Below are 26997 nucleotides of genomic sequence, written 5' to 3' on the forward strand. Positions count from 1 at the left end.
CATGGCTGCTGACCCTAAAAACCCTTCCATATCCCTATGCGGTGAGAAATGCGGGCTAGAACATACTACGGTAGTAGCCAGTAGTCAATATTGCGCAATCATCAGACTTTTTCGCTGTCTTCGTTCCAAGCTTTCTGGTTTGTTCCGAAGACGGGGAATGCGCCCTGCCAGAATTGCCGCCCATTGCAGGTCCGAATCCTCCTATTCCGGCTTGCGGGCGTGGAAGAAATACATCGGGGTGAATATCCCGAGGCGCCCCGCTTCGGCGAAGGTTGCCGCAGTAAAGCTCAGAAGGTTGGAAACCTCGGTTGTTCCGCGCGGCACGATTCTCAGCCGTTCAAGCAGCCAGAGCAGACCGTGGGTCAGTCGGCGCCCCACCGCGGAACTGCGAAAATTTGCAAATGAAAGGCCCGATCCGACCATGGGCTGATACCATGGAATGCCCGGCGGGGCGTCGGCCGCTATATCGCGGGCCTCCACGAGTTCGAATCCGACTTTCCGCAGGATGTCGTCCACCTCGTGCGTCATGGGGATATCCGGAAGAGCGCTGGCATACTCCATATCGGTCTTGAGCCGTCGGTGATCCGGGTCATCAGGGTTAAACAGGTCAGTCATGCAACATTCGTAGACCGCCAGAGATCCGCCGGGCTTTAGCAGGCGGAAAATTTCGGCGTAAACCCCAGTCCTGTCCGGTGCGTGACAGGTCCCCTCAATGGAATAAGCGGCGTCGAAGGATGCGTCCGGTGCGTCGATTTCCATGAAATCGCAATGCAACCAGTCGGCCAGATGGCCAAGACCCGCCGCCTCGCAGCGCTTCTCGGCCCGTTCGAGCTGCAGCGCATTGATGTTGACGCCCAGGATACGGGCGCCGGAGAAACGCGCAATCTCGATCAACGGGCCGCCGACTCCGCAGCCCAGATCTATAGCCATCATTCCGGGCCTGAGGCCGAGCCTGAGGGCGATATAGTGTTCGTGCCGGGCAATCGACGCGGCAAAGCTTTCATTAGCCGCCCGCGAAGCGAAATGGATGGACTGCCCCCAGCCGTACTCGATAAAGTCGGTGGCGAGGTCGTACCAGGTTATTACGGGATTCCGGGAATCCGTCTTGCTCTCGCCCGTACCTTCGTGCCCCGCGCCGCTAGGGTGACTTTTGAAACCCTCGATGCGCGTGGCGACATCGCCTGATTTTCCGCTTTTGAAGATGTCGGTGAGGTTCGATCCCATAATCAAAGTCCCGATTGATACGCCCGGAACATAACCGTCCATGCCCCGAAAATCAAAACTCCGGTCCGCTTTCAAGGAACATCCCGCACTGGGGACGGGGAAACGGACGGCTCAGACGTTATGACAGGCGACGCTGCGTCCGTCGGCTCCTTTTTTTTCCAGCCGCGGAGTCTCCCTTGAGCATACCTCCGTAGCCAGAGGACATCTCGGATGAAAACTGCAGCCCGAGGGAATATCCGCGAGATTCCTTATTTCTCCCGATACGGACGCTTCGCTGCCGTTTTCGCTCCCGGTTGTCCTTATCTCGGGGATTGCGGAGATAAGCATCCTGGTGTAGGGATGCGCGGGGTTTGAGTAGATATCGTCGCTTGAGGCAATCTCGACTATTTTCCCAAGGTACATTACGGCCACAAGGTCGCTTACGTGCTTTACGACGCGGAGGTCATGGGATATGAAAAGGTAGGAAAGACCGTGTTTTTTCTGAAGATCCTTAAGCAGGTTTATTATCTGCGCCTGCACTGACACGTCAAGCGCCGAGACGGGCTCATCGCAGACAACAAATTTCGGGCGAAGAGAGATCGCGCGCGCTATTGCTATCCTCTGGCGCTGTCCCCCGCTGAACTCGTGAGGATAGCGACCCATGACGTCGGTTCCAAGACCTACCTCGCCGAGAAGCCGGACCACGAACTCGTGGCGTTCTTCCTTTTTTACCGTGTTGTGAATGCTTATTCCCTCAGAGACAAGCGAGCCCACGTTCATCCTGGGGTTAAGGGAACCGTAGGGGTTCTGGAATATCATCTGCATTTCCCTTCTCAGGGAGCGAAGCCGAGCCGGGTCAAGTTCGGTGATGTCCTCTCCCTCAAAGAATATCTTCCCGGCGGTGGGAGCAAGAAGTCTCAGCACCGTTTTTCCAAGCGTCGTCTTGCCGCTGCCGCTCTCTCCCACAAGACCCACTGTACTGCCCCTTTCAATTTCAAGTTCTACTTCATCAACGGCACGTACATAGCTTGAAATTCTTGATAAAATACCCTTTCGGATCGGAAAGTACTTTTTAAGTTCTCTTACATTTAATATTGATTCATTCATTTTCATAACTGAACAGACATAAATCAGTTCCGCGTTACGCCGCATTCTTTTCAGGTCCAAGGCTTTGAGCAGTTTCGCAACCCGACCTGATCCGTGCCCGTCTAAGTTCCCATGACCTCTGCAGGTTAAGCCAGAGCCTCGGAGTCGTACAAAAATAACCGGACAAGCGTAGTGCCATGTCCTCTCTCACGTCACAATGGCTGTTAAGAATCTTCGTGATCCGGTCTTTCGGCACCCTTAATTTTTTTGATAACTCGTCGATTGACAGCCCCAGCGCGTCAAGTTCCTGGCTAAGTATCTCACCCGGATGCACCGGCCTCATTCCGTTTACAGGGTTCATTCTCTGCTCTCCCTTGTTTAGCCCCAAACAGCAGGGTCGATAATAGGTTCAACCAGAACAGTATACGGGAAAACGGTTGTATAATTCCATCTTTACAGCGTCCTCACAAATAAAGCCAGGAGATTGGTCCTCATTACTCAGGAACCTATGCCGATCAGTACTAGGGGAACTGGCGGCACTCCTCGCCCTTGCTTAAGCAGATTCAGCACTCCTCGTTCATAGCAAGGAACGCCAGAGGACATTTTCCGCTCCAGATCCTTCACAGGAAGTATCTCAATCCCCACGTCAATCATGTCAGAAACATAGGAACTGAGATGCTCGGCAAACAGTTCACGGGAGGTAAAAGCGTAATCGTCAAACTGCAATTCCACCGCCACCCGACCTTTTGCAAAACAGGGCCGGTTATAATATCTTATCGCTTCATGTTCGGATCTTTTGATTCCACATCCTTTCTCATCTCCAGACATCCCGCGTACATTGCGAAGAAGATTTCCGTTGCGCATTACCCAGAATGCCGCCCTTCGCTGTTGCCACCCTCTGCTTTCAAAGCCATCTTTGAACCGTTTGCTGATTTCTTCAGGGGAAACCAGCAGGTTTTCCTGCTGCCCATCTTTTTCCGTAAAGACCCTGACTCGGCAAGCCTCGGCGTCAACGCTCTCTATCACAGTCCGTATGTCCGTCCATAGCTCCCCGTAGCGAACCAGCATACATTCCTCGCCGTTTAAGTGTGAATGACTAGATTTAATCTGCATCGACAACCTCCTCCGGTTTTGCGGCATAGAAACCAGATACGAGATGGGAAAATACCAGATCCGGTTCTGCGAATCCAGTATCAGAATTGGAATATGCACCCAGAGAATGAAGATCATTCAGGTCGCCCTTTCGGAAGAATACAGAAAACATTTCGGTTGCATATTGATTAGTCAACTCCCACGGATCAGAAGGCGAGAAGAATCAGGAAGGAGGCAAACATGCATATATAGATTTGATCAGCCTTATGAACATACGAGAGCTAAACGGATTAGCAAAAAAGATCGTAGGAACCCTCGACATCTCCTTAATTTTTGGGTAAATTGCTTCCCGAAGTTTAATGGAAGAAAAGATAATACCGAGCAAGAAAAACGGGGTCGTCGAGTCACTTCCTGAGGGAACATCGCTAACAGAGATAATGAGGACGTTCCCTGATAACGCTACGGCTGAAAAATGGTTTGTTGAAAACCGCTGGCCAGACGGGATACACTGCCCGTGCTGCGGAGCGAAAAATATCCAGGAAAGAAAAACCCGTAAGCCTCAACCTTACCGTTGCCGTGATTGTCGCAAGGATTTCTCCGTCAAAACAGGGACGCTGATGCATCATTCTAGGCTTGGACTTCAGGTTTGGGCGATAGCCATATATCTTCTTGTTACCAACCTCAAAGGTGTTTCCAGCATCAAACTCCATAGAGGTCTGGATATCACTCAAAAGAGCGCATGGCACTTGGCTCACCGCATAAGAGAGACTTGGAAGGAAAATAAAGACATGTTCCCTGGGCCTTTAGAATTTGATGAGACCCTTACGGGTGGTAAAGGCCTTCCCTGTCAAGGACTGATCTCATGAATGAAGAATTATCACGGTATCTTAATGGCAGGAAATTCGGAACTGTACTAGCCGACCCTCCTTGGAGATTTCATAACAGAACCGGCAAGGTTGCCCCGGAACACCGCAGATTGTCGAGATATGACACCATGACATTCGAGGAGATAGCGGCACTCCCTGTAAAGGACCATGTTGCCGACATTTCTCATTGTTATCTATGGATACCGAATGCGTTGCTCCCTTATGGTTTAGACATATTGGACGCTTGGGGCTTTGAATACAAAACAAATCTGATCTGGCACAAAATACGTAAAGACGGCGGGTCGGATGGAAGAGGCGTAGGATTTTACTTCCGAAATGTGACAGAAATCCTGTTATTCGGCGTTAGGGGGAAAAACGCCAGAACCCTTGCCCCGGGCAGAAGCCAGGTTAATTTGATAGCCAGCCGCAAAAGAGAGCATTCACGTAAACCTGATGAGCAATATGATCTTATAGAGAGCTGTAGCCGGGGACCGTATCTTGAATTGTTTGGACGTGGCACCAGAGAGAAATGGGTAGTGTGGGGCAATCAGGCTAATGGAGACTATCAACCTGACTGGCCTACATACAAATACAATTCGACGGGTGCCGAGTGAGCTTATCTTTACTGACGGATGCGGGATTTGATATTACCCACAAAAACCACGCCTTAGCAGTTCTTGCCAGGGATTTTCCTGTACCATTTGAAGAATTATGTGAAGTGTTAACGGGCATAAGGATTGCGGATGTGGAACTGATACAGGGTGGAGGGGGCGAAGCAAGTTCCACTCAGAGACTGCGCAGAGATCTGACTGATAAAAACTGGGAGAAGCGCAGGATCACTATCAGAAAGACAGTGGACGAGCTGGAAAAGTTTTCAGTAACGCACGAAATTGACCATGTCAGAAGAACTGAGAATGGGACAATCGCTCTTGAAATAGAGTGGAATAATAAAGACCCGTTCTTTGATCGCGACCTCGAGAATTTCCAGCGCATACATAAAGATGGGGTGATTAGCGCAGGCGTGATAGTGACTCGCGGCAGATCACTTCAAGATAGCTTGGTCAAAATTGTGGCTGACTGCGCTTCACGCCACAACATCAGAGGATTTGAGGACTTATCCGTATTCGGAGTAAGTCCGACAAAACGACAACGTGACATGGTGAAAACCACAGGTGATGATTTCATAAAAGATTGGGCGCCTGTTTTCGTACGGGATAAATTTGGAAGGGCTACGACACACTGGGACAAGCTGCAGGACCGTATTGAAAGAGGTGTTGGAAATCCATGCCCGCTACTTCTCATAGGAATTCCGGCATCCGTAGTATACGAGGGAGAATTATAGTGAGCGAAGACCAAGAGAAATCTGACGGGCGGACGGAAATTATCCCGCCTATACCTGACACACCAGAGAACGTAGCCAAGGCTATTATGATGAATAAGCCTAAGAAGGAATGGGATTACCTAAAGCGAAATCAGGCACGGAAATTTGGAGTTGGAAGAAAAGAGAAGTGAAATAGGAGTTCGGATGAGTATATCTTTCCAACGCATTATTCCACCCCGTTTTCCAAAAACATCTCGTAGCGGAAACAGGCTGAACCGTGAGAATCAGAAACGCTGTAAAGGTCCGGCTGCGCCTCAAAACATTTCCCCTCCGCGTACTCGCAGCGGTTGTTGAACCTGCATCCCTCGGGGAACTCCCCGGGAGACGGAATCGTACCTCTGATCGAGTGAAGCTCCTCGCCCGCCGACTGTCCGGGAATCGAGTTTATAAGCCCTATCGTGTAGGGATGGGCAGGGGCGGAGAAAAGCTGCTTGACGCTTCCCTGCTCGACCACCTTCCCCGCGTAAATAACATAGACATCATCAGCAACGTTGGAGATAACCCCGAGGTCATGGGATATAAGCATGACCGCCATCCCCATCCTGTCCCGAAGGCTTTTTATAAGAGACAGAATTCCCGCCTGGATGGTCACGTCAAGGGCGGTCGTAGGCTCATCGGCTATCAGCAGCTCGGGGCTGCAGGCAAGGGCCATAGCGATCATCACCCTCTGGCACATTCCCCCGCTCATTTCGTGCGGGTAGCTCGAGTATCTCTCGGCGGGAGAGGGAATGCCGACTGTGTCTAGCAGATCAACCACTCTTTTCTTCTCCTCTTTCCTCGAGACGTTCTCATGAACCCTTATGACCTCGCCTATCTGGTCTCCCACGGTGTAAACGGGATTAAGGGAACTCATCGGTTCCTGGAATATCATGGAGATCCTGTTTCCGCGGTAATGCCTGAGTTCCCGCTCGGTGAGCGAAAGTAGGTTTTCTCCCTTGTATATAACCTCCCCCGAGTTCACCCTGGCAGGCGGCACGGGCAAAAGCCCCATGACAGAAAGAGCTGTGAGGGTTTTTCCGCAGCCGCTTTCCCCTACGACCCCGACTATCCTCCCCTCTCCTATACTGAGGCTCACGTCTCCCAGGACTTCAAGCTCCCCGCCCTCTGAGGGAAAGGACACGTTAAGGTTTTTTATCTCAAGCAGCTCTGAATTCGCCATTGCGTAATATTATCTTTCCTTTAGCTTGGGGTCTATCGCGTTTCTGAATCCTTCCCCCACCAGATTAAGAGCCGTAACCGTCACGAAAATCGCAAGCCCGGGGAAAAGAACAAGCCACCACGCGAAATCCACGTACTTCTGGGACTGCGAGATTATCTCTCCCCAGCTGGGTTCCGGGGGCGTCACCCCGAACCCGAGAAAGCTGAGACTCGATTCAACCAGTATCGCTCCCGCCACTCCGAAGGTGGCGCTCACCAGAACGGGCGCGAGAGCGTTTGGAAGCATGTGTTTTAGTATAATCCTGCGGTCGCCGCTTCCAAGCGCCCACGCAGCCTCGACGTAGTTCGTCTGGCGAAGCTTAAGGAACTCCCCGCGAACGAGCCTCGCCACGCCCGTCCAGCCCGTTATGCCTATCACTATCATGATGTTATAAATGCTGGGCTCAGTAAAGGCGAGGATGGTGAGAATCAGGAAGAAAACGGGGAAAGTGATCATCACCTCTATCAGCCTTGAAATCGCAAAATCAATCCAGCCGCCGTAATAACCCGCGACCGCTCCCAGTATTATTCCTATCACCATGGCTATCCCGACTGCGACCACTCCTATCGAGAGCGATATCCTCGCTCCGTGAATCATCCTGCTGAGAACGTCCCTTCCCCTGTCGTCCGTGCCGAGAAAATGGTTCCCGTCGGGAGCCGAGAGAACGGAGAAGAAATCGCTTTCCGTGGGACTGTACTTTACGGGGGGGAAAATCGCGAACGAATCCGGATCGTCAAGATACATGCCCCGAAGGTCCTCTCCGCGAAACTCGGGATAATCGATAACCACGGGGAAATAGTACTTGCCCTCCTCAACGAGCACTATGGGCCTGTTGCCCGCGAGGAAACTTTCAAAAAGCGCCGTCACCGCGAGGAGGATTATGAAAAAAAACGAGACATACGCGAGGGAGTCCTTCTTGAACTCGATCCATACCCTGTCCCAGTACCCGACGCCTGAGCCCTGCTTCATGACTTCCTCTCAAAGCCGATCCTGGGGTCAACCACGGCGTAGGTTAAATCCGATATGAGAATGCCGATCAGGGTAAGGAAAGCGGAGATGGTGGCGACGGCCATTATTACTGGGTAGTCCCTTGAAAGCACGGACTCAAATCCCAGCCTTCCTATCCCGGGGATCGAAAAGATGGTCTCTATGATAACGCTTCCCCCTATCATGGCGGGAAGAATCGAGGCGATTATCGTAACTATGGGAATAAGCGAATTCCTGAGAGCGTGCTTGAAAAGCACCCTGTTTGGCGCAAGTCCCTTGGCCCTGGCTGTCCTTATGTAATCCTCCCGGAGCACTTCAAGCAGGCTTCCCTTCTGGTAGCGCGAAAGCGATGCGAGGGAGGCGTAGGTAAGGCAGAACACGGGGAGAACAAGATGCCACAGGAAATCGAGGGTTCTCTCGAGAAAAGGAAGGTCCTCGTATCCCCTCGAGTGCACTCCGTATATTGGGAAGATATCAAAAGCTCCCCCGCCGCCGAAGAAATAGATAAGCACCACGGCCATCCAGAAGCTCGGAATCGAGTAGAGGAGAAAAAGAACGAAAGTCGTTGCGCGCTCCGCAAAACTCCACTGCCTAACGGCTGACCAGGCCCCGATCGGTATGGCTAACAGGTACACGAGGAAGATCGAAAGAGCGTTCAGTATGAGGGTGATCGGGAGTCTTTCCGCTATCTTGTCTATTACCGGGCGGTGGTCCTTGTAGGAATTTCCGAAATCAAGCGTCACGATCTGGCCGAGCCAGATGAAATACCTCTCGTGAACGGGCTTATCGAGACCGTAGAGTTTTTTGGTCTGCTCGACTATCTCCTTGGTCACCTGATCGCTTTTTATTCCCTGATCAAGCGACATCCTGCTCTCAACGGGGCTCCCCGGGGCAAGCTGTATCACCAGGAAAGTGATAAGGGTGATCCCGAACAGCGTGGGAATCATCAGCAGAAGTCTTTTCAGGATATAGTCCTTCATTGGGGAAAAAAAGAATATCCTTCAAGAGTTGGATTTTTTATTATAAACCGAACGGAAAGTATACTCGCCATGCCGAAATTTACTTCATATGCTTCCAAAAACAAGCTCTTAGGGTCGGTCAGGAACTCAGATGGTATCGTGGATATATGGATTGTCCCTGAGTACCCGTACCAGTTTCCTTACGGCTTCGCCTCGTTTACCACGACTCATTCTGTCAAGATTGATCCGCTTCCAGAGAATCGCGGGCAAGTTCCTCGCATCGGGAAAAGGAAGCAGGTTCCAGTCCGGCTCCCCTTCATTAAACCCGACGAGAAAAGCCCTGTGGCGCTCCGTGAGGGCAATTAGAATTCTCCCCGGCAGCGCAAGCTGGGTTTCGAGCAGGTTCTCAAGGCTCACATCGATTCTCGCCATCCCCGCAAAACGATGATGATAAAGGTTCCTTATGTCCTGAATTCTGGGATCAAGCACCTCATGAGTCGGCTTGCGATGGCTGACCAGATAAACGACAAAAGCGTCAAGTATCTCACGAGTAAGCGCTGCGCCTCTTTTAAAAAACAACCAAACATCGAATATGTCCCGCGGATGCTGTCTCTGCAGGGCCGCGCAGAATTTGCCCGCGTAAAGCTCCGCCTCCGAGAGGCAGTTTATCTTCATGCTCCCGCCGAACTCTTTTTCAAGCAACGGACACAAGGGCATCCTGACCGGCGGCAGCAAGGTTCCTCGCACCACTTCGTTAACTTCGATCTTAACCAGCATGCCGTCTTTTCTTACCAAGGCCTTAAAATTCTCCTGGATGTCCACTTCCGCCCCGGACAAGAATTTTCTGATCTCAGACCTGATCGCTTCCATGTTCTCACGGATATCGCGAAACGCTTCGTCGCGGCCGTTAAGCGGCAGGTAGCAGAGATCGATGTCCACGGAAAGCCTCGGGCAATTCCGGAAGAAGAAATTGATGGCCGTGCCTCCCTTGAGAGCGAACACCTCCTGTCCGGCGGCAATCCGCAACGTCTCAAGCAGCAAGTCCGATTGCCTTCGATACGCTTCCGTCATGAATCCATCCAGATTTCGGGAACCGTTATCTTGAATCTCGAGTTCCAGAGTCCGCCGCTTACAACATGTCGGCTCCCTGAACCGAGATTAACGGACCCCAGGTTCAGTTCACGGTACCATTCGTGACTGACAATCTCCGCCAAGGCAAGAAACAGCCGCTTTGCCTTTACCGACCTGCACGCAAGCAGGATGCTTTGCACCATCTCAGGGCGCAATGTCGCTAGGCCTTCCATAAGCTGCCTGGCTTCCTCGAAATCCGCGTGGTTCGGCAGCAGGTAGCAGTACTCAAGCATGGCCCGTTCGGGAGAGCTTATTTCGAGCGAGAACTCCCCGGCACGCCAGTTGGTCACGCCCGCTGAAACCGGGTCAAACAGCGCATCGGCGTTAAGAATGCGCAGGTTTGCGGCAAACGGTTGACGCGTAAACCACTGGGGCAGTTTCCTTTCGGACCCGACGGCTAGCTGTAGAACGGGGCTTGCTCCAAGCGGCAGGTAATGCAGTCGCCCCTGATACCCAAGCGCCGTACACGCCGCGGGGTAAACGGTTACGGAACGCTGCCGTTGCAAAGCGTAGATGGATCCTGACAAGGTAGGTTCCGTTCCAGCCCTCATCCATGCCCCTCTGCCAATAGGACTCAGCCACCCGCTGCTCTTGTAGCCCTGCAGCAGCTGGGGGGAAACCCGTTGCAAGGCTAGCCACCCGCTGGTCATGGGAACACCCGGGGGATTCTGGGCAAGCACGCGATTGATTCTGGTTCCCCGTGGCGTTTCATACTGTGTTTCTACGTAGCTCATATCAATGTTCTCGGCCTGCCTTTGATTAAAGTTTTTATTTATTATTTAGAATATAAATACTATTATACTATATTTTTAAGAAAATATAAAAACAGTTTCCTGAAAATGTTTATATATCTATCAATAGATAAGTATTTATTTTATCTATTTCTCTAAATTCCTCAACCGAGGAAAACGCTTTCACCTCTGAAAGCCCCTTTGCTCTTGCGGTCCTTGTGCAGTCCTCCGGAGCACTTCAAGAAGGCTCTCCTTCTGGTAGCGGGAAAACGACGCGAGGGAGGCGCAGGTAGGATTCTCTCGAAAAAGGGAAATCTTCATACCCTCTCGAGTGCACGCCGTATATGGAGAAGATATGAAGAGTCCAGCACGATTAACCGGAATCAATCAGTTCGAGTCAAACTCTCCGTCCCGAATTTCGAGATGACTTCCAATGTCTCGCGTACGTCGTTCCAGGTCGTCGAGTGGTTGATTACGCACATCCTGAGCGCAAACGTCCCGTGAAGAAGCGTCGATGATATGAACGCGCGGTCTTCCCAGAAAACACGGGCGAGTACGGTCCTGTTGATTTCTTCCAGTACGTCTTCGCCAAGGTCGGTGTTTGCGGGGTTTACGCGGAAGCATGCGATCCCCAATGTCGCAGGAGTTAACATCTCCAGGGTGGGACTGTCCTCGACGTACTCACCAATCCGGTGCGCAAGCGCCATCCCATGCGATACGGCTCGCCGGAACGCGGCCATTCCGAAAGCCTGAACGGACATCCAGATCTTAAGCGCCCGGACGGAGCGGCTGAGTTGCAGGCCCCTGTCCGAAAAATTCGGATGGTTAGCACCCCAAATCGTGTCCTGGAGAATATCGTGCTTGGTGGCAAACACCCGCTCGAGCGTGCGTACATCCTTTACCATCAGGCCCCCTATCTCATAAGGCTGAAAGAACCACTTGTGTGCGTCCAGCACAACCGAATCGGCGCGTTCGATTCCACTCAAGATATTCTTTCCTTCCTCGGTCACGATAGCAAAGCCTCCATGCGCAGCGTCAACGTGAAGCCATATACCCTGGGCCTCGCAATAGTCCGCCATCGCTTCCAGCGGGTCGACAGCTCCGCTGCTGGACGTTCCAGCATTCGCACACACCGCAATGGGACTGAGTCCGGCGGCTCGGTCCTCGGCCACAGTCTCGACAAGCGCATCCATATCCATACGGAAACGTCCATCGGCTGGAATCATACGAATGCATTCTGGACGAATACCTATAACCCTGGCCGCTTTGACGAGCGCACTGTGGCTCTGGTCGCTCATGTACAAGCTGGCACGTTCCAGGTGGTTTGCGGCCTCCCGCGCCGCGACAAGGGCATCAAGGTTCGCCGCCGAGCCCCCGCTCGTCAACAGTCCGCCCGCACTCTCCGGATAGCCAATCCAGCGCCGAAACCAGTCGATCACGACAAGCTCAAGCTGACTCGGACCGCTCGAAGTCAGCCAGGAGCACTGGTTGACATTAAATCCGGCAATCATAAAATCGGCCAGCACTCCGGGCCAAGTGGGCTGCGAGGGGATAAATCCAAAACAACGCGGGTGGTCCAAGCGCAGTGCGATCGGAAGGATCTCGTGTGCGACCTCCTCGATCACTTGTGAAGCCGAACGGCTCTCCTCGGGTGGAGGCTTGAGCAGCCGATCCTCAAGTTCTCGGCGGAACTCTCCCTCCCAGGCACCTTCTCCGGGCAAGTTCTCAATGCGCGACACCACCAACTCTGCCGTTTGGCGTGCAAGTTCCAGCATCTGTTCCGGTGACATACTGAGATCGCTTTTGACCCCACCATCACCGTCTTTTGCTTTGCTCATCGCATGTCCTCACGGGCACAAAGGTGAAGTGCGCCGGATAAGAAAACAAACAATGCGGACGCAAACATAAAAAGTGCTGATCCGCTTCTGCTTTCTACAGTGGAACCCATTTCTGCTGAAATTTTTATTGATTTTCTCCCTTTTTTAACCCGCGCCGGTTAAACAAGAAGGAGCAATCCAAACCTGTTTAACGCAGAGGAAATATTGTCGGGAGTAACGGTAATTATACAATCTTTGGAAAAAGTCGAAACCCCTTTACATTCAGTCTAAACATTACCAACAGGCAGGAATGTGGTAGTATCAGATATCGTGATTGATATCTCGGCACTTACTGCGGTGATTAAAGGAGAAACTGAATGAGCCCAACAACGAAACCATTCCACCTTATCATCAACGGCAAGAAGGTTCCTACCGGGCGATGCTTTGAGGTGCTTAATCCCGCCAACGAAGAAGTGGCCGGGCTTGCGTCGCTTGCAAGAAAGAAAGATCTGGATGATGCAGTGCGAGCCGCCCAGACGGCGTTTGAAAAATGGCGCGAAGTGCCCGAATCCCAACGGCAGGCAGCATGTCTGGAAATCGCCTCCAAAATCGAGGAAAACACAGAGGAACTCGCCCGCATTCTGACCACTGAGCAGGGCAAGCCCCTAAACGGCCTCGGCTCTCGCTGGGAAATCGGCGCCGCGGCAGCCTGGACCCGCTACACGGCCAGCCTTTCCCTGCCGGTTAAGGTCCTCCAGAACAACGATGAGGGAAGGGTCGAGCTTCACCGCAAGCCGATCGGTGTCGTGGGCTCGATTACTCCCTGGAACTTTCCGGTTCTGATCGCGATCTGGCATATCGTTCCCGCTGTTCTCTCGGGCAACACGGTAGTGTCCAAGCCCTCCCCCTTTACGCCCCTGTCAACGCTGCGCCTAGTTGAACTCATGAACGAGGTGCTGCCAGAAGGCGTGGTCAACTGCGTTGCCGGCAAAGACAGGCTGGGCGCCGCAATGACGGTGCATGAAGGGATCGGCAAGATCGTTTTCACCGGTTCCTGCGCGACCGGCCAGAAAATCATGGCGAACTCGGCGGAAACCATGAAGCGGCTTACTCTTGAACTCGGTGGAAACGATGCCGGAATCGTTCTTCCGGACGTCGACCCGAAGCAGATCGCCGAAGGGCTTTTCTGGGGCGCGTTCATCAATAGCGGCCAGACCTGCGCGGCGTTAAAACGGCTCTACGTTCATGATGACGTGTACGACGAGGTCTGCGACGAGCTGGTTGAACTCGCCCGAAAGATGAAGGTTGGCGAGGGTATGAACGAGGATGTCGTTCTGGGTCCGATCCAGAACCGCAAGCAGTACGATATCGTGGCCGACTTGGTTAGAAGCGCGGAGTCCAAGGGACGCGTGCTCCTGGGCGGAGACCCCGGAGAGATACGGGAAGAAATAGGCGGAAAGGGATATTTTTATCCGCTCACGATCATAGCCGATCTTGAAAACGGAGACCCCCTGGTTGACCAGGAACAGTTCGGTCCCGTTCTGCCGATCATCCGCTATCACCATATCGAGGAAGCGATAGAAAAAGCGAACGACAATCCGAACGGTCTCGGGGGTTCGGTCTGGAGCCGGGACATAGAAAAGGCAAGAGAGATCGCCAACCGGATGGAATGCGGTTCGGTCTGGATAAACAAGCACGGGATGATCCAGCCCAACGCCCCGTTCGGCGGGGTAAAACGCTCGGGCTTCGGCGTTGAATTCGCAGAGGAAGGTCTGGTGGAATACACGGATATTCAGGTTGTCTTTTCCTGAGCCGCCCCGGCGTCAGCTTCCCTCAGTCCTAAGTATTTGCGTAAACCCTCCGGAACAAACCACTCCAAGGCCGGAAACTCTCTAGTCAATTAGCAAGACTCGGGATAGCTCTCCGAGTTCTTTTCGGATTCAAATCCGCAAATGCCAGCATTATCTCTCTATCAACCCCAGAACATCAAAGATTTTGATAGCACTTGACAACTGAATGTCTTGCTTCTGCTGCTCAAAACGCGAGACCGTCGGTTGACTCACCTCCGCTATAGTGGCTAAGCGACGTTGGGAGATTTTTCGTTCCTTGCGCCGCTTTATTGCCTCTTTGACAAGTAAGTTCCAATTGAGTCGAATGTTCCGTTCCATCTTTTCTCCATTTGCTGATGCAGTTTGTCTTTGATGTCCTGGCCGACATTCTTCGAGCCATCAACAGCGCCGTGGGCTTTATTGAGACGGGTGGAGAAGTCAGAAACCGCCAGCATAACTGCTTTGTCGGGCAGGCCGAACAGCTTGCCCAGCCGGACTATGTTCTTCGGACCGATACTGCCGATTTTCATGTTCTCGGCCCCTGAAATCCCCAGTGCCAGTGTCTGATATTCCGGGTAGCAGGCGGCTGCAACAAGATCATAGCAGGGCGCAAGGCGCAACCCACTTTCCGTGTGCTCCATGGCGAAGTTTTTAAGATGCGCATCCGTATTTCCTGTGAGAATACAGGCCATTACCCGGCGAAACAGGGTATCGCACTCTGCCCGCAGGCATATGTCGCCGTTTTGGATGATAAAATCGGCCATGTGCTCGCAGCAGGCCTCGTATTTGTCCTCCGAGCGGTTGCCGAGCAACTGGTTAAATTCCTCGAAGTGAATTTGCTTGCCGTCTTCAGTCCTGTCAAACCGTTTGACGAGCAGAGACCTCTCAGCAACACCCTGAAGCGGTGCCAGGGTCATCTCCGCAACGGTATCTTCCTTGAGGAGCGCCGCGCACGCCTGCGTAGTTACATACTCAAGCCCGAGAATATCGGGCAGCGTGGGGGACGGGAGCTTAGCCATATAGGCTGCCCGCTCTCCCCGTTTTACAGGGCGAAACACGCGGCCTTCCTTTATTGCGCCCAGTTTTGGCTGGACCCCGGAAAGAGACGCCCTTGCTGAAAGCGCCGCAATGTTTTCCGGGTCGCCGTGATCGATTTTAATCTCTCCGGCAGGGTCTGGATCAATGACGCTCACGGCACCGGCAAGGTCGGTGCCGAAGGCAAGCAGCAGCGAAAAACGGTCGTCCCTTCGCAGGCCGAGGGCACGTGCCTGCGCATTCTTAAGCCAGCCCTCCGCACATAGATTGTCAAAGAAAGGATGCAATCCATATTCGCTTAAATGAGGCTCGGCCCGAAGCGGAAGCGTGTAGGAAATAGCGGGCAAAGAGCTTTGCAGATAGCTTTCGTCGTAGGTAAATACGCATCTGCCTCCGGCTTCCTGCGACAGAATGCCAGCGAAAATATCCTTGTAATATATTCTACCCCAGAGATTAGTTGCCATTGATTCCGTCCGCTTGGTTGTTTTGTTAACAGCATTAAATATTATAAAAAATATTTTATCAAATCTAGGTATTATAATATAACAATATAATAAAATTGATCAAATAATTTACAAAAAACATAAAATCTCCATTAGCTTCAATCGCACTCTTCCTAGCGCAATTGCATCACCACTTCATCTTTATTCATCCGTTTGACGACGGTAACGTAGAGTACGCCTGCTCCTAAATTAGATCCTGATGCGTTTCGGATACCCGCCTTTCGTGATTGAAAACAGGGACAAGAAAACCTGTTTTGCCGACCTGCAGAAGACTGATTTGGGGAACATGGATGATCTTGCCGCTTATCTCGGCAAAACCTTTAGTTCTAATACTTGCGCAAGCTCTCTGGAACAAACCACTCCCTGGTATCAAACCCAAGCGGATATAGCCTTACGTTATGGAACCTCCTGTGCACGACCACGGTGGATTTCCTCGCGAACAGAAACGTGTACGGCTGCTCTTCGTGAAGAATCCTTGAGAACTCCTCGTATTTTTTTATACGCTCAGGCCTTGAGAATTCCTCTCTCGCCTCCTCAATCAGAACATCCGCGCGGGGGTTTTTGAATCCCACGAAATTCGAGCCCTCTTCGGCCTGGGAAGAATGCCAGAGCTGGTAGGGGTCGCTTTCCACCCCGAGGCTCCACCCCAAGGTCACGGCATCGAATTTTCGCTCGGTTATGCTCTGGATGAAAACCGCCCACTCTATCTTTCTTATGCTCATCTCTATGCCGGAGCGGGAGAGCTCCTCCTTCAGTATGGTCGCTATCTTCTCACCGGTTTCAGAACCCGCGGGCAGGAGAAACTCGAAACGGAAAGAAACGCCGTCCTTGTCCCTTATTCCGTCACCGTCGCTGTCGCGCCACCCCGCCTCGTCAAGAAGCGCCCTGGCCCCCTTCGGATCATAGTCGTACGGCTTTACGTCCCTTGGGTACTCGGGGCTGTTCACGTAAAAGGTCGTGGTCACTATCTCTCCCAGACCCAGGAGAATTTCTCTCAGGATGGTTTCCCTGTCGACAAAATGGGTCATCGCCCGCCTCACCCTCTTATCGCTGAAAAAGGGTTTCCTCGAATTCCATCCTATGTAGTTGTAACCCGGGGTAGTGTAAGAAGCCCTGTAGAACTTTTTCCGAAACGGTTTCCCGCAACTCTGCTTTGACCACTGAAGCGGAAGAAGACCCCCATAGTCAAGCTCCTGCTTTTTCAGGAGCTGAAGCTTCACCGTGGGATCAAGCACGACCTTGTAGACCACTTCACTGAGCCAGGCGGGCTCGCCCCAGTAATCGGGGTTTCTCCTGACCCTGATCTCCCTTCCGGTCTCCCAGTGCTCAAAGACGTAAGGACCCGTCCCGACGGGTTTCCTGCCTGCGGGGTTCGTGTTGAAATCCCCTTTCGCGAACAGGTGCTTCGGCACTATGGGAATCCCGCCGCAGAACTCAAAAGCGCGGAAGTAGGGTTTTCCGTACTCGCATCTGACGGTATGGGAGTCAATCTTGGTGTAGGACTTTACGTCCTGGTAGTAGCTTTGGAGGTGGGCGGCGGCGACCTTGGGGTTCCTTATGGATTCATAGGAAAAAACCACGTCATCGGCGGTAAACGGAGTGCCGTCATGCCATTTCACGTCTTTTCTGAGATGAAAAGTATAGGAAAGCCCATCCCCGGAAACTTTCCAGGAACTTGCGAGAACGGGCTCGAACTCAAGGGTTTCGTTGTTTCTCCTTACAAGAGTCTCGTAGATTCCGCCGTTAACGATGCCTTCGTAGACATCAGTCGCTATAACGGGGTTGAGGGTCGCGGGCTCCTCGCCGAGTTCCCTTATGAGCGAACCCCCGGCGGAAAAAGCCTTCGGGTCCGCATTGCCGACAAGTGAGGTATTGTCGTTTTTATTCTGACAGTCCGTGCTCCGGGAGCATCCGGCAGAAAAGAACCCCGCGGACGCAACCAGCAACGCGAACACAAAGAGACGCAGAAACTTGTTCATGAAGTTTTTACAAAGAGTTTCGGTCCGGCAGAAAGCCTATGAATCCGTCTTTTCGTCTTTTTTTGTAAAGGCCGACAACATGTCAATCGGAAGAGGCAGAATGATCGTTGAAGCCTTCTCGGAAGACACGTCGTTTATCGTTTGAAGGAACCTGAGCTGCAGGGAAACAGGGTTTGCCGACAGTATTTCTGAGGCTTCCGCAATCTTGGCCGATGCCTGGAACTCACCTTCTGCGCTTATCACCTTCGCCCTCCTCTCCCTCTCGGCCTCCGCCTGCTTGGCCATCGCTCTCTGCATTTCCTGCGGGAGGTCAACGTACTTGACCTCAACCATGGTAACCTTGATTCCCCAGGCGTCGGTCTGCTTGTCGAGGACTTCCTGGAGCTTGACGTTAAGCTTCTCCCTCTCGGAGAGAAGCTCGTCGAGCTCCACCTGCCCGAGGATGCTCCTCAGGGTTGTCTGGGCAAGCTGGGAAGTGGCGTAGAGATAGTTTTCAACCTGAAGGATCGCCCTGTTCGGCTCAATCACCCTGAAATAGACAACCGCGTTCACCTTTACCGAAACATTGTCCTTGGTTATCACGTCCTGGGGAGGCACGTCCATGGTTACAAGCCGCAGACTCACCCTGACCATCCTTTCAAGAAACGGGATGACGATTATGAATCCGGGACCCCTGACTCCGACTATCCTTCCGAGACGGAATATCACGCCCCTTTCGTATTCATAGAGGATCTTAAGTCCCGATATTACAATGAGAAAAACAATTACGAGAATTACAATCGCGGTTATCGACATTGTGCGTCACTGTTTGCCGTCATAATCTGAAACCCTGACGACGAGATCTCCTGTGCTCTCTATTACCTTTATTTTTTCCCCGGGTGAAAACTCGCGCTCGCCCGTCGCTTCCCAGTACTCTCCCCCGACGTAAACCTTTCCGCTTTTGTGGGACCAGGAAACAACCTCCCCCTTCTGACCCACCATCCCCTCGAAACCGCCCTGAACGGGAACTTTGAACGATTTCACGCCTAAATATACAATAAAAACCGAGAGCAATCCAATGCTTACGGCCACCGCCGCTATGGTTCCCCTGCTCACGCCGAGATCAGATTCCGGCGTATCGAAAAGCAGAAGCCCCCCGAACACAAGGCACGCAAGCGCAGCAAGGCTCAAAAGGCCGTAACTCGTCACGTACACCTCCGATATCAAAAGCGCCATGGCGACGAAAAGAAGTATGAGGCCGGCGTAGTTAAAAGGAAGTATCTGAAGGGAGACAAACCCGATTAGCAGGGCGATAAGCCCAGCGACCCCGGGAAAAATCAGTCCCGGGTTATAGAACTCAAGGAATATCCCGAGCGAGCCCAGGGAGAGAAGCAGAAACGCTATGTCCGGGGTGCTTAGAATATTGACCACTTTCTGCCGCAGGCTCATTTCAAGGCGCTGGGTGCTCGCGCCGGCTGTCTCAAGACGGACGCTCCGGCCGCTCGCTTTTACTTCCTTTCCGTCTATTGCGGAGAGAAGTGAGGGAATATCCGGGGATATAATGTCAATCACATTTTTGCTAAGCGCCTCGTCCGCTGTCACCGAAGCGCTTTTTCTTACCGAATCGATTGCCCACTCCGCGTTTCTTCCCCTTTCCTTGGCTATGCTTTCCATAAAAGACGATGCGAAATTCTCAATCTTTTCGTTCATCACGTCAGAAGACTTGTCGTCTTTCTTTTCTTCCGGCTTCCCGGGGGCCGGGCCCCTCTGCTGGCCACGCCCCAGCATCACAGGATGGGCCGCCCCTATGCTTGTTCCGGGAGACATGGCCGCCACGTGGGCCGAAAGCGTGATAAAAACTCCCGCGGAAGTGGCAGTCGCTCCCCTAGGATAGACGTAAACTATCACCGGAACCTCGGAATTAAGAAGGATCTTCACTATGTCCTTCGTGGAATTGAGAAGCCCCCCGGGAGTATCGAGGAGGATAAGCAGAGCAGTGGCATTCCGGGCGCGCGCTTCTGTGAGACCACTTTTAATGTAGTCCACTGTCGAGGGGTTTATGGAACCGTTTATCTCGATCTCGACTATCTCTGCCGTCCGGGGAGAAGCATCCGGATCGGCGGCGGATACCTGGTAACCCAAAATCGCGGAGAGAAGCAGGAAAAAGACTGAAATGCGCAGAAGCGGACCCCTGCCCGCTTGGGGCATAACCCTTTTTCGTCCGGACTTTCGGGCCGGGGAATCAAACCTCAACCGATTCCCCCGATAATTCCCCGAGAGCCTTTGACATTGTCTTAAGAAACAACGTATCATGTTCACTCAAGAAATATTCTAACACAGCAGATAAATCCGGCAGTAATAAAACGGAATTTACAGGCTTGCCGCTTTTCTACAAGGCAAGAATTTACGATTCATGCCCAAAATAAAATATACGACCAAAGAACTTAAGCGCCCCGACAAATTCAGAGAGTTCCTGGCGGAATCCCTCGAAGGCCTCTCGGAGCACTTCAACAAGATACTTATCGGCATGGGCGTCATAGCGGTGGCCCTGCTCGCAGTCTGCTTTGTTTCCTCGCAACAGGAAGAAAAAGACCTCCTGGCAAACGAGCAACTCCGCGAGGCTATTAAGAGCTACAACAGCGGAGAAATGGAGACCTCTCTTTCACAGCTGCAAACGCTACGTGAGGAGCATTCCGGAACCGACGTGTCGGTTCTGGCTCTTTACCAGATGGGGATGATCAACTACCAGCTTGGGAAATTCGAAGAAGCGATAAAGCATCTTGAGCTTTTCCTCGATGATGACCCCGAAGACGGTATTTTCCGCGACGGCGCGAACCTAGTGATCGGGCTGTCCGCTTTCGAGCTTGAGAGCTGGGACAAGAGCATAGAATACTTCTCCGAAGTGAACAGAAGCGAAAGCCCCTATTACGTCCAGGCGAGAAGGCAGCTGAGTCTTGTGTACGAAAAGATCGGAGAACCCGAGAAAGCGGAGAAAATTCGTAGCGAGACGCCAAGCGAAACTGGTCCGTAAACCGATCGGGACCCGGAGTCATCTTTAAGCTGCACTACTTCAAGGTAATTGTTGATCAGTGCGCGGTTTTACTGAATGAAGTCCAGGCTGACAGCCAACGGATGTTCAGTTATCTGGCGGTCTTTTGTCTTTGCTGGAGAAAATCAGCTTCTCCGCTTCTGGAAGAATCCTAGCGCGACATCATCAGAGCGTAGAAATAAGACGTATCGAGCAGTATCCTCATAGGACGATTCAGGATTTCCTACCCGAGCCCAAGGACTTTCCGGCTGAACGCAGGATCGTCAAACTCCTTCGGCCACCCTTCCTTGCTTTCCCGGATTCCGGCCCGTTTGCAATCCTCCGCAAGCTTCTCAAGGTCGATCCCTCCGCGCCCGCGCAGGCGCACAAGCTCAACCACGGGTTCCCCGTATTTTGTTATGACGACACGCTCTCCCTTCTCGGCAGCGGACACAAGCTCGGAAAGACGCGCTTTCGCCTGACTCAAAGCAAATTCCATGAAGCAGCCTCCTGATTCACTGCACCGTTTAAAACTTCACATCCGAAAATGTGACTATATCGTGACTACAAATGGAAGTAAAGGAGCCGGGATCGGAAGAATCGTCTGGCAGGACGGCATGAAACCGGCTTCGAGACGACTCTTTACCAAGTACTTTGAGAAAACCGTGTCCTTCGTGGAGTTGAGAAGCCCTCCGGGAGCATCCATGAAAACAAGCAGAGCAGTGGCATCCCGGGCGTGCGCCTCCGAGAGACCGCTTTTAATGTAATCCACTGTCGAGGGATTTATGGAGCCGTTTATCTCGATCTCGACTATCTTTCCCGTCCGGGGAGAAGATTCCGGATCGGCGGCGGATACCCCGTAACCCAAAATCGCGGAAAGGAGCAGGGAAAAACTGAAACGCCAAGAAGCGATAAAGGTGCGAGACATCGACTATTCAGTAGACGGGCTACGATGGCGCACTTCGAGGAGCGGAAGCTCCCAATCGGGTACGGCAATTCGATCTCGATACTCCGGTTTACAGTCCTCCTGTTCACGCGATACCATGCCGAGCACCCGGACTTCATCGACCTGGTTCAAATCTGGCTGCTGCCAACTTTCCGCGGTGTTCTTTGAGAGACATCCAACCTGCTTGCCCTCGCAGTCTAGCACCACGACTTGGCCAGATTGCTCGCGTTTCAAAGTGATCGAATCACCGACTTGCATACGGGTCAGCGAGATGTGTACTCCGTGTCCTTCAGGCTTCTCACCCGCAAAGTCTATGAACAAATCCCGCATTCCAAGCACCGTGTAGCGGACATGGGTAAGCTTGTCTGATCGGCCCTTGGCGACACTGACTTTACGAATGCGTAAGTTCTTCGACTCGAACTCCCGCACATAGGGAAGCGGATCGTCTCTCCGGTCTATCAACGCAAGTGTCTTACGTGCTCGCGTCATCGCTACGTAGTAGAGGCGACGCTCCTCCTCATAGGAGCCAATGTTCCCCTTCTTCCACTCACCACCGAGCACAATGACATGGGAAAACTCTAATCCCTTCGCTGCATGCACCGTGCTAACCAACACCCCGTCGCCAAAGACATGCGAGCGGTAATGGTCGGCAAAGCACCTATATAGCGCCTCCACCACATCAACCACAGCACAAGATTCTTCTCCAAACTCTACCTCAATATCCATCAGCATACGGCTTGCCATTGCCGTCCAGAATGAATCTACACCACAAACCCTAGAGAGTTCCCCACGCAACTTTGGTATAGAGACCTCTGGCAGTTTACTTTCTTCCAAGTGTGTGAGCAGGCGTTTGAATTCTCGAATACGCCAAAGAGGCGGCAATCCATCCCGGAGAACCCTACGGACCGGCACTCCCTCACGTTCAAGGAGCGCGCGTACAGAAGCCAATTGATCATGCGTTCGCGAGAGGACAGCGAAGTTATACCAATCCGGCTCCGGATCGAGCCTTCGCAGACGCTCAATCTCTGCTAACACCGCAGCTGTTTGTGCCTCGCCACCCTCCACTTTCAGCAGTGAGACATGCCCTTGGGCAACATTATCCAGCAATTCCCACTCGCCGCCGGGAAGCTCTTTCAAACGATCCACATTTACCCGAATCGAATGCTTCAATTTCATCCGGTCCCGGTTGTGACAGATCAATGTGTTAGACACGGCGATAATGCGCTGAGTAGATCGATAATTCTCGACTAGGTAATGTCGCTGGGCCTTGAACTCTTTCTCAAACTGACGCAAAAATTGGATGTTAGCGTCGCGCCACCCGTAGATGCTCTGATCGTCATCGCCCACTGCGAGGATCGTCGCGCAGCGGTCGCGGTCTTCGTCTTCGCCCGCCCGTCGCGCAATGTGAGTGATCAATTCATACTGTCGCGCATCAATGTCCTGATACTCGTCCACGAGCACGTATTCAAAACCTGAGAGCACTCGGTCCCGAAGCTCGTCCGGCTCCATTCCTACAACCTGCTCTTTACCCCGTAGGCGGCTGTTCGCCTCGTCAATGATACTGTCAAAGTCGATGTCCTCCTGACCTGCCACCTCGACCCGGGCGGCTATCGATCGCTCGGTCAGGTGCAGAGCAAGAGAGTGGTAGGTATGTACGGCAACTTGGCGTGCCAGATCACCGACGAGATCTCTGAGCCGTACTCGCAACTGGTACATTGCGGAGCGGTTGAAGCAGACAACTAGGATGCGTTCGGGTCGTACGCGCTCTACCCTTAAAAGGTAGGCACATCGATGAACCACAACGCGCGTCTTTCCAGATCCAGGGCCTGCCAGCACTAGTAAATTGTGATCCTTCGACGCGGTGACAATTTGCTCCTGAGCATCATTGCGGAGGCTTTCAACAATCTCCGCATAGCTCTCCCGCGACGTAGCTCGCTTGAGTGTCTTAGGATCGTTCGCGAAATAATGCTGAACGAACTCAGACGCAGGCAGACTGAAGTAGCTTTGTATGTAGCGGCGACCGCTGTTGAGTTCTGCCTGTGCTTCCTCCACATAGCGCCCAATTGCATGAATCTGACACACCCGTTGATCGTAGTGGTCTTGGAGGGGACGGTAATGGCGGTCGGAATAGCGTTTTCCTTTTGCCTCGTCCGGAAATCGTATAGTCATTGCCTGGCGGAAAATCGACAGGCCCTTCTGGAGCTTGATAACGTCGTGCTCGTCCAAGAACAGGAGCGTTTTCTCGATTGCGTTGAATGGGTCGCCGATCCGATTAACCAATCCGGATTGCCCGTTGATGCCGCACCGGAGATCTTCCAGAGAAAACAGCACGAGTTGTTCACCAATCAGGCCTTGTCGCTCGGCAATTGAGAGGAGAACTTTGAGCACCGTCCGGCTTACTTGGACGCGCAGGTCCACTTGTTCCCGAAAGCCAGCCCAGTCGGCTTGCAGACTCACACGCAAGCCATGTCGCCCGCCGCCTCCGAGCGTTATGAGCGCTTTTTGACTAAAGCCTTGGCGTGCCCAACCCACAAGTAGCTTTAGCGTGCTGTCGCGGGTGACTTTTATTCCCTCGGTTCGAAGGCGCTCCTGCAAATGGGAGATGGACAACAGTATTTCGGTGCCGGATGTTATATCAGAGTACTCAGTGCGCAAGAGGTCCACCACCGCTTTTTCAACTCTTACAATCTCCTCAAGCCGATCCAGCGACCGGCTCTTCGTCTTATGCCGAACCCAGGCCGTAAAGTAGAGTCCGCTCTCTAGCAATCCGGCGCGTGTCATTTCATCTAAGGTGCGGAGGATTTCCCGGGACGCAGTGCGGTCCCAATTTGCTGCGTCTTCGCCAATATGAGACTTGAGTGATCGAAAAGAGGGTAAGTGGGCAAGCTGATCAGTGTCGATTCCTTCTCGGATATCTGCCTCTTGCAGTTCACTGATTACTTCCAGCCACCGCTGTTGTACATGTTCTGAGAGGTTAAGCTCCTCCATTTTTCTTTTTGCAGTATCGATATCAGGCACTGCCGGTACACCTTGGAAAACGCGGGTCTGGTTTTCGTCGCGTAGTACAAAGCCCGTGCGTTCCAACCATGAGATGGCGGTTCTGACCTTCGTATTCGCTGATGTTTCACGCTCATCGAACGACACCTCAGTGTCCGGTATCCGCAAAATTTCACCAGGTGAAAGCACGATTTCTTCAGCGTCCCGACGCCGTGCCCTGCGGACTGCTTTGAGTATCTGAGAAATGTCTCGTTGGGTAAGACAACCGCGCGAGGCCAAGTCGAACTGATCCTCGAGGTCACCTTTGGCAAAGAGCAGAACACAGTTTGCCGAATCGCCGTCTCGGCCTGCCCGCCCGGCTTCCTGCAGATAGTTCTCAAGGGATCCGGGAACGTCAGCATGTACGACAAGTCGCACGTTTTCCTTATCAATCCCCATACCGAAGGCGTTGGTCGCAACGATAATTGGCACCTTTCCAGAGATGAACGCATCCTGGACGCGCTTCTTCTCGGGTGGATCGATGCCGGCATGGAAATGCTCAGCATTCCATCCGTGGACGCGCAGTGACGTTGCAAGTTCTTCCGTCCGTCTGCGCCTGCCCGCGTAGATGATTGCTGCGCCTCGGGGTACTGTGGCCGACGGCTCTCCAATGTGCTCTGCAAGCAACTCGAGGATGCGAGCTCTTTTTTGCATAGGGGACACCTCTTCGACCGAGTAGTTCAGGTTCTCTCGGTCAACTCTATCAGTTGCGAGTACCTTGAGCTCTTGGCCAAGCTCATCACGGAAATGCGCAATGATTTCTTCACGTACGTCGAGCTTTGCGGTCGCAGTGAAACACGCTACCGGAGCAGGGTCAATCCCTTCTCTCGCCGAGAACTCGCGGATGAAGCGTGCCGCGTACAGGTAGTCTGGACGGAAGTCGTGGCCCCATCTCGAGATGCAGTGAGCCTCATCGAACACCCAAGTGGCAATCTCACGCTGACGTATAGCTGTTTTGAAAGAACGGTTCCGCAGTTGTTCGGGTGAGACATAGAGGAGTGCAAACCGTCCGAGCCGTACTGCTTCGAGCACGTCATGACGCTCGGGCATGGTCAGGAGGCCATTCAAAGCAGCTGCGAGGTTCCCAGTCTTGGTCTTACGATTGAGATTCTCAACCTGATCTTTCATCAGCGCCTGGAGCGGAGAAATAACAATGGTAAGTGCTCTGGTCCGCTCGTTGTGGACAATCGCGGGTAGTTGAAAGCAAAGCGACTTACCACCGCCTGTTGGCAGAATCGCCAAAATCGGCTGTTTTTCGATTCCCCGCAGGACAATCCGTTCCTGCAGACTATCTCCGTCGCTCGTCATTGGGGTCGGGTGAAAGGCTCTATACCCGAAATACTCCTCCAGTTTGCCACGGGGGTCGTGATGGACAAAGCAATACGTGCACCTCGGGTCGTCACACCGAACGCTCCGGACCGAGTGCAGAAATTGGGGAGCGGCCGGGAAAGTACGGTATACCCAGCGCGGAAGAATGGACTCAGTCCCTGATACCGTGAGCCAAGCAAGGGAATAGGCAGCAGCCGGTCGAGTCATTGGGTCGTCTAGAAGAGACGGTAGTTTACGACGGATTGCAACCGGGCACGCCCTGTCGCGAGCGAAGTGCTCGAAGCTGCGGAGCACGAGATCTCGAGACAGTAGCCGGGCGCCAAGAGCTTCCAGAAAGATACCGGTCCCGTTCAGGTTAAGAGACGAGACACTGCCGGGAGCATCAGAGTCGTCAAAGCAGCTGCGATAGATCGACACTAGCCCTGGATGCTCGCGTTCCCGTTTCTCCAAGATAACCCAGCAGTCTTCCAACAGTTGCAACGAGAGCCGGCAGTCCGCAACGGGATCACTCTGCGCCGTATTAACAAGCTTGTAGTCTTTGACCAAGTGGTGATAGGGCTGCTGCGGACTCGCGAGAGGAGCCAAGTAGAGAGTATCTACAACAGGTAGGTTGAGAATCTCGGCACCCGGTAGGTGATCTTCTATGAAACGTCTATCGTGGGCAACTATGTTATGCCCCGCCACAAAACCAGCACCGTATGCAAATGCACTGAGTTTTTGAATCGCGTCATTTAACAATCCCACATCGCGAATCCGCAACTCGTCGCCTCCGCGTAACACACCAATATCTCGAATCTGTCCGGCGATTACCTCAAGGTCTAATATGACGCACCTCTTGATAAAATCTGCGAATGACATAGCTTACATCACCACCTTCGCCTT

The 26997-nt window shown here is 52.7% G+C and carries 23 protein-coding genes; 6 read left to right on the plus strand and 17 right to left on the minus strand.

All coding sequences use genetic code 11. The annotated features are described in order from the left end of the window. Positions 1-201: 201 nt before the first annotated feature. From OXG75_06010 to OXG75_06025, 4 genes are all read right to left on the minus strand, one after another. Entirely contained in the window at positions 202-1299 is a 1098-nt protein-coding gene (locus OXG75_06010; GenBank protein ID MCY3625525.1) for a methyltransferase domain-containing protein, read from the minus strand. A 36-nt stretch (positions 1300-1335) separates the two neighbouring features. Next, entirely contained in the window at positions 1336-2310 is a 975-nt protein-coding gene (locus OXG75_06015; GenBank protein ID MCY3625526.1) for an ATP-binding cassette domain-containing protein, read from the minus strand. 34 nt (positions 2311-2344) lie between these two features. Beyond that, positions 2345-2650, minus strand: a complete 306-nt coding sequence (locus tag OXG75_06020; GenBank protein ID MCY3625527.1) for a HigA family addiction module antitoxin — start codon at positions 2648-2650, stop codon at positions 2345-2347. Positions 2651-2787: 137 nt separating this feature from the next. Continuing rightward, the gene (locus OXG75_06025) at positions 2788-3402 is read right to left on the minus strand and encodes a BglII/BstYI family type II restriction endonuclease (protein MCY3625528.1); all 615 of its coding nucleotides are present in this window, start codon (positions 3400-3402) and stop codon (positions 2788-2790) included. A 338-nt stretch (positions 3403-3740) separates the two neighbouring features. Between OXG75_06025 and OXG75_06030 the strand changes: the two genes are divergently transcribed. From OXG75_06030 to OXG75_06045, 4 genes are read left to right on the plus strand one after another with little or no spacing between them, the layout of a single operon-like run. Beyond that, positions 3741-4247: an IS1595 family transposase gene (locus tag OXG75_06030; protein ID MCY3625529.1), complete on the plus strand. Its 507-nt coding sequence runs from the start codon at positions 3741-3743 to the stop codon at positions 4245-4247. Further along, positions 4244-4861, plus strand: a complete 618-nt coding sequence (locus tag OXG75_06035; protein ID MCY3625530.1) for an MT-A70 family methyltransferase — start codon at positions 4244-4246, stop codon at positions 4859-4861. Before OXG75_06030 ends, OXG75_06035 begins: the two co-directional genes overlap by 4 nt. Further along, a complete protein-coding gene (locus tag OXG75_06040) occupies positions 4858-5589 on the plus strand; it encodes a BglII/BstYI family type II restriction endonuclease (protein MCY3625531.1) in 732 nt (243 codons plus the stop codon). The genes OXG75_06035 and OXG75_06040 overlap by 4 nt, the downstream gene beginning before the upstream one ends. Beyond that, positions 5589-5759, plus strand: a complete 171-nt coding sequence (locus OXG75_06045) for a hypothetical protein (GenBank protein MCY3625532.1) — start codon at positions 5589-5591, stop codon at positions 5757-5759. The genes OXG75_06040 and OXG75_06045 overlap by 1 nt, the downstream gene beginning before the upstream one ends. A gap of 35 nt (positions 5760-5794) precedes the next feature. On the opposite strand, the gene OXG75_06050 is transcribed toward OXG75_06045, so the two are convergent. From OXG75_06050 to OXG75_06075, 6 genes are all read right to left on the minus strand, one after another. After that, the gene (locus tag OXG75_06050; GenBank protein ID MCY3625533.1) at positions 5795-6787 is read right to left on the minus strand and encodes an ABC transporter ATP-binding protein; all 993 of its coding nucleotides are present in this window, start codon (positions 6785-6787) and stop codon (positions 5795-5797) included. Between the two features lie 9 nt (positions 6788-6796). Continuing rightward, positions 6797-7795 carry an ABC transporter permease gene (locus OXG75_06055; GenBank protein MCY3625534.1) on the minus strand — a complete coding sequence of 333 codons (999 nt, stop codon included), beginning with the start codon at positions 7793-7795 and terminating at the stop codon, positions 6797-6799. Continuing rightward, the gene (locus OXG75_06060; protein MCY3625535.1) at positions 7792-8793 is read right to left on the minus strand and encodes an ABC transporter permease; all 1002 of its coding nucleotides are present in this window, start codon (positions 8791-8793) and stop codon (positions 7792-7794) included. Before OXG75_06060 ends, OXG75_06055 begins: the two co-directional genes overlap by 4 nt. A 126-nt stretch (positions 8794-8919) precedes the next feature. Next, positions 8920-9843 carry a nucleotidyl transferase AbiEii/AbiGii toxin family protein gene (locus tag OXG75_06065; protein MCY3625536.1) on the minus strand — a complete coding sequence of 308 codons (924 nt, stop codon included), beginning with the start codon at positions 9841-9843 and terminating at the stop codon, positions 8920-8922. Further along, positions 9840-10637 carry a type IV toxin-antitoxin system AbiEi family antitoxin domain-containing protein gene (locus OXG75_06070; protein ID MCY3625537.1) on the minus strand — a complete coding sequence of 266 codons (798 nt, stop codon included), beginning with the start codon at positions 10635-10637 and terminating at the stop codon, positions 9840-9842. The genes OXG75_06065 and OXG75_06070 overlap by 4 nt, the downstream gene beginning before the upstream one ends. Before the next feature lie 380 nt (positions 10638-11017). Continuing rightward, positions 11018-12409, minus strand: a complete 1392-nt coding sequence (locus OXG75_06075; GenBank protein ID MCY3625538.1) for an aminotransferase class I/II-fold pyridoxal phosphate-dependent enzyme — start codon at positions 12407-12409, stop codon at positions 11018-11020. 419 nt (positions 12410-12828) lie between these two features. Here OXG75_06075 and OXG75_06080 point away from each other — a divergent pair, with 419 nt between their 5' ends. Continuing rightward, positions 12829-14262, plus strand: a complete 1434-nt coding sequence (locus OXG75_06080) for an aldehyde dehydrogenase family protein (GenBank protein ID MCY3625539.1) — start codon at positions 12829-12831, stop codon at positions 14260-14262. Positions 14263-14567: 305 nt separating this feature from the next. Here the strand turns inward: OXG75_06080 and OXG75_06085 are convergent, their stop codons facing one another. The 4 genes from OXG75_06085 to OXG75_06100 all read right to left on the minus strand — a co-directional run bounded on the left by OXG75_06085 (position 14568) and on the right by OXG75_06100 (position 19984). Continuing rightward, positions 14568-15779, minus strand: coding sequence for a HipA domain-containing protein (locus OXG75_06085; protein ID MCY3625540.1), 1212 nt, complete (start codon positions 15777-15779; stop codon positions 14568-14570). A 365-nt stretch (positions 15780-16144) separates the two neighbouring features. Further along, positions 16145-17797, minus strand: coding sequence for a peptide-binding protein (locus tag OXG75_06090; protein MCY3625541.1), 1653 nt, complete (start codon positions 17795-17797; stop codon positions 16145-16147). Positions 17798-17833: 36 nt separating this feature from the next. Continuing rightward, positions 17834-18592 carry a slipin family protein gene (locus tag OXG75_06095; GenBank protein ID MCY3625542.1) on the minus strand — a complete coding sequence of 253 codons (759 nt, stop codon included), beginning with the start codon at positions 18590-18592 and terminating at the stop codon, positions 17834-17836. A 6-nt stretch (positions 18593-18598) separates the two neighbouring features. Continuing rightward, positions 18599-19984 carry a nodulation protein NfeD gene (locus OXG75_06100; protein MCY3625543.1) on the minus strand — a complete coding sequence of 462 codons (1386 nt, stop codon included), beginning with the start codon at positions 19982-19984 and terminating at the stop codon, positions 18599-18601. 205 nt (positions 19985-20189) lie between these two features. Between OXG75_06100 and OXG75_06105 the strand changes: the two genes are divergently transcribed. Further along, positions 20190-20807 carry a tetratricopeptide repeat protein gene (locus OXG75_06105; protein MCY3625544.1) on the plus strand — a complete coding sequence of 206 codons (618 nt, stop codon included), beginning with the start codon at positions 20190-20192 and terminating at the stop codon, positions 20805-20807. Between the two features lie 241 nt (positions 20808-21048). On the opposite strand, the gene OXG75_06110 is transcribed toward OXG75_06105, so the two are convergent. Genes OXG75_06110 through OXG75_06120 form a run of 3 tightly spaced genes read right to left on the minus strand, consistent with a single transcriptional unit; the run spans position 21049 to position 26322 of the window. Next, on the minus strand, positions 21049-21303 hold the full coding sequence (locus OXG75_06110; GenBank protein MCY3625545.1) for a type II toxin-antitoxin system prevent-host-death family antitoxin: 255 nt from the start codon (positions 21301-21303) through the stop codon (positions 21049-21051). Between the two features lie 54 nt (positions 21304-21357). Further along, a complete protein-coding gene (locus OXG75_06115) occupies positions 21358-21732 on the minus strand; it encodes a hypothetical protein (protein ID MCY3625546.1) in 375 nt (124 codons plus the stop codon). A 3-nt stretch (positions 21733-21735) separates the two neighbouring features. Beyond that, a complete protein-coding gene (locus tag OXG75_06120; protein ID MCY3625547.1) occupies positions 21736-26322 on the minus strand; it encodes a RecQ family ATP-dependent DNA helicase in 4587 nt (1528 codons plus the stop codon). Positions 26323-26997 lie beyond the last annotated feature (675 nt).

It is taken from the genome of Candidatus Dadabacteria bacterium (genome assembly GCA_026705445.1).
GTDB lineage: Bacteria > Desulfobacterota_D > UBA1144 > Nemesobacterales > Nemesobacteraceae > Nemesobacter.

What these genes read in the sequence shown, in the direction of transcription:
- OXG75_06015 (MCY3625526.1), bottom strand. Translation starts at nt 2,310, where the DNA reads ATGAATGAATCAATATTAAATGTAAGAGAACTTAAAAAGTACTTTCCG.
- OXG75_06020 (MCY3625527.1), bottom strand. Translation starts at nt 2,650, where the DNA reads ATGAACCCTGTAAACGGAATGAGGCCGGTGCATCCGGGTGAGATACTT.
- OXG75_06025 (MCY3625528.1), bottom strand. Translation starts at nt 3,402, where the DNA reads ATGCAGATTAAATCTAGTCATTCACACTTAAACGGCGAGGAATGTATG.
- OXG75_06030 (MCY3625529.1), top strand. Translation starts at nt 3,741, where the DNA reads ATGGAAGAAAAGATAATACCGAGCAAGAAAAACGGGGTCGTCGAGTCA.
- OXG75_06035 (MCY3625530.1), top strand. Translation starts at nt 4,244, where the DNA reads ATGAATGAAGAATTATCACGGTATCTTAATGGCAGGAAATTCGGAACT.
- OXG75_06050 (MCY3625533.1), bottom strand. Translation starts at nt 6,787, where the DNA reads ATGGCGAATTCAGAGCTGCTTGAGATAAAAAACCTTAACGTGTCCTTT.
- OXG75_06055 (MCY3625534.1), bottom strand. Translation starts at nt 7,795, where the DNA reads ATGAAGCAGGGCTCAGGCGTCGGGTACTGGGACAGGGTATGGATCGAG.
- OXG75_06060 (MCY3625535.1), bottom strand. Translation starts at nt 8,793, where the DNA reads ATGAAGGACTATATCCTGAAAAGACTTCTGCTGATGATTCCCACGCTG.
- OXG75_06065 (MCY3625536.1), bottom strand. Translation starts at nt 9,843, where the DNA reads ATGACGGAAGCGTATCGAAGGCAATCGGACTTGCTGCTTGAGACGTTG.
- OXG75_06070 (MCY3625537.1), bottom strand. Translation starts at nt 10,637, where the DNA reads ATGAGCTACGTAGAAACACAGTATGAAACGCCACGGGGAACCAGAATC.
- OXG75_06075 (MCY3625538.1), bottom strand. Translation starts at nt 12,409, where the DNA reads ATGCTGGAACTTGCACGCCAAACGGCAGAGTTGGTGGTGTCGCGCATT.
- OXG75_06080 (MCY3625539.1), top strand. Translation starts at nt 12,829, where the DNA reads ATGAGCCCAACAACGAAACCATTCCACCTTATCATCAACGGCAAGAAG.
- OXG75_06085 (MCY3625540.1), bottom strand. Translation starts at nt 15,779, where the DNA reads ATGGCAACTAATCTCTGGGGTAGAATATATTACAAGGATATTTTCGCT.
- OXG75_06090 (MCY3625541.1), bottom strand. Translation starts at nt 17,797, where the DNA reads ATGAACAAGTTTCTGCGTCTCTTTGTGTTCGCGTTGCTGGTTGCGTCC.
- OXG75_06095 (MCY3625542.1), bottom strand. Translation starts at nt 18,592, where the DNA reads ATGTCGATAACCGCGATTGTAATTCTCGTAATTGTTTTTCTCATTGTA.
- OXG75_06100 (MCY3625543.1), bottom strand. Translation starts at nt 19,984, where the DNA reads ATGCCCCAAGCGGGCAGGGGTCCGCTTCTGCGCATTTCAGTCTTTTTC.
- OXG75_06105 (MCY3625544.1), top strand. Translation starts at nt 20,190, where the DNA reads ATGCCCAAAATAAAATATACGACCAAAGAACTTAAGCGCCCCGACAAA.
- OXG75_06110 (MCY3625545.1), bottom strand. Translation starts at nt 21,303, where the DNA reads ATGGAATTTGCTTTGAGTCAGGCGAAAGCGCGTCTTTCCGAGCTTGTG.
- OXG75_06115 (MCY3625546.1), bottom strand. Translation starts at nt 21,732, where the DNA reads ATGTCTCGCACCTTTATCGCTTCTTGGCGTTTCAGTTTTTCCCTGCTC.
- OXG75_06120 (MCY3625547.1), bottom strand. Translation starts at nt 26,322, where the DNA reads ATGACTCGACCGGCTGCTGCCTATTCCCTTGCTTGGCTCACGGTATCA.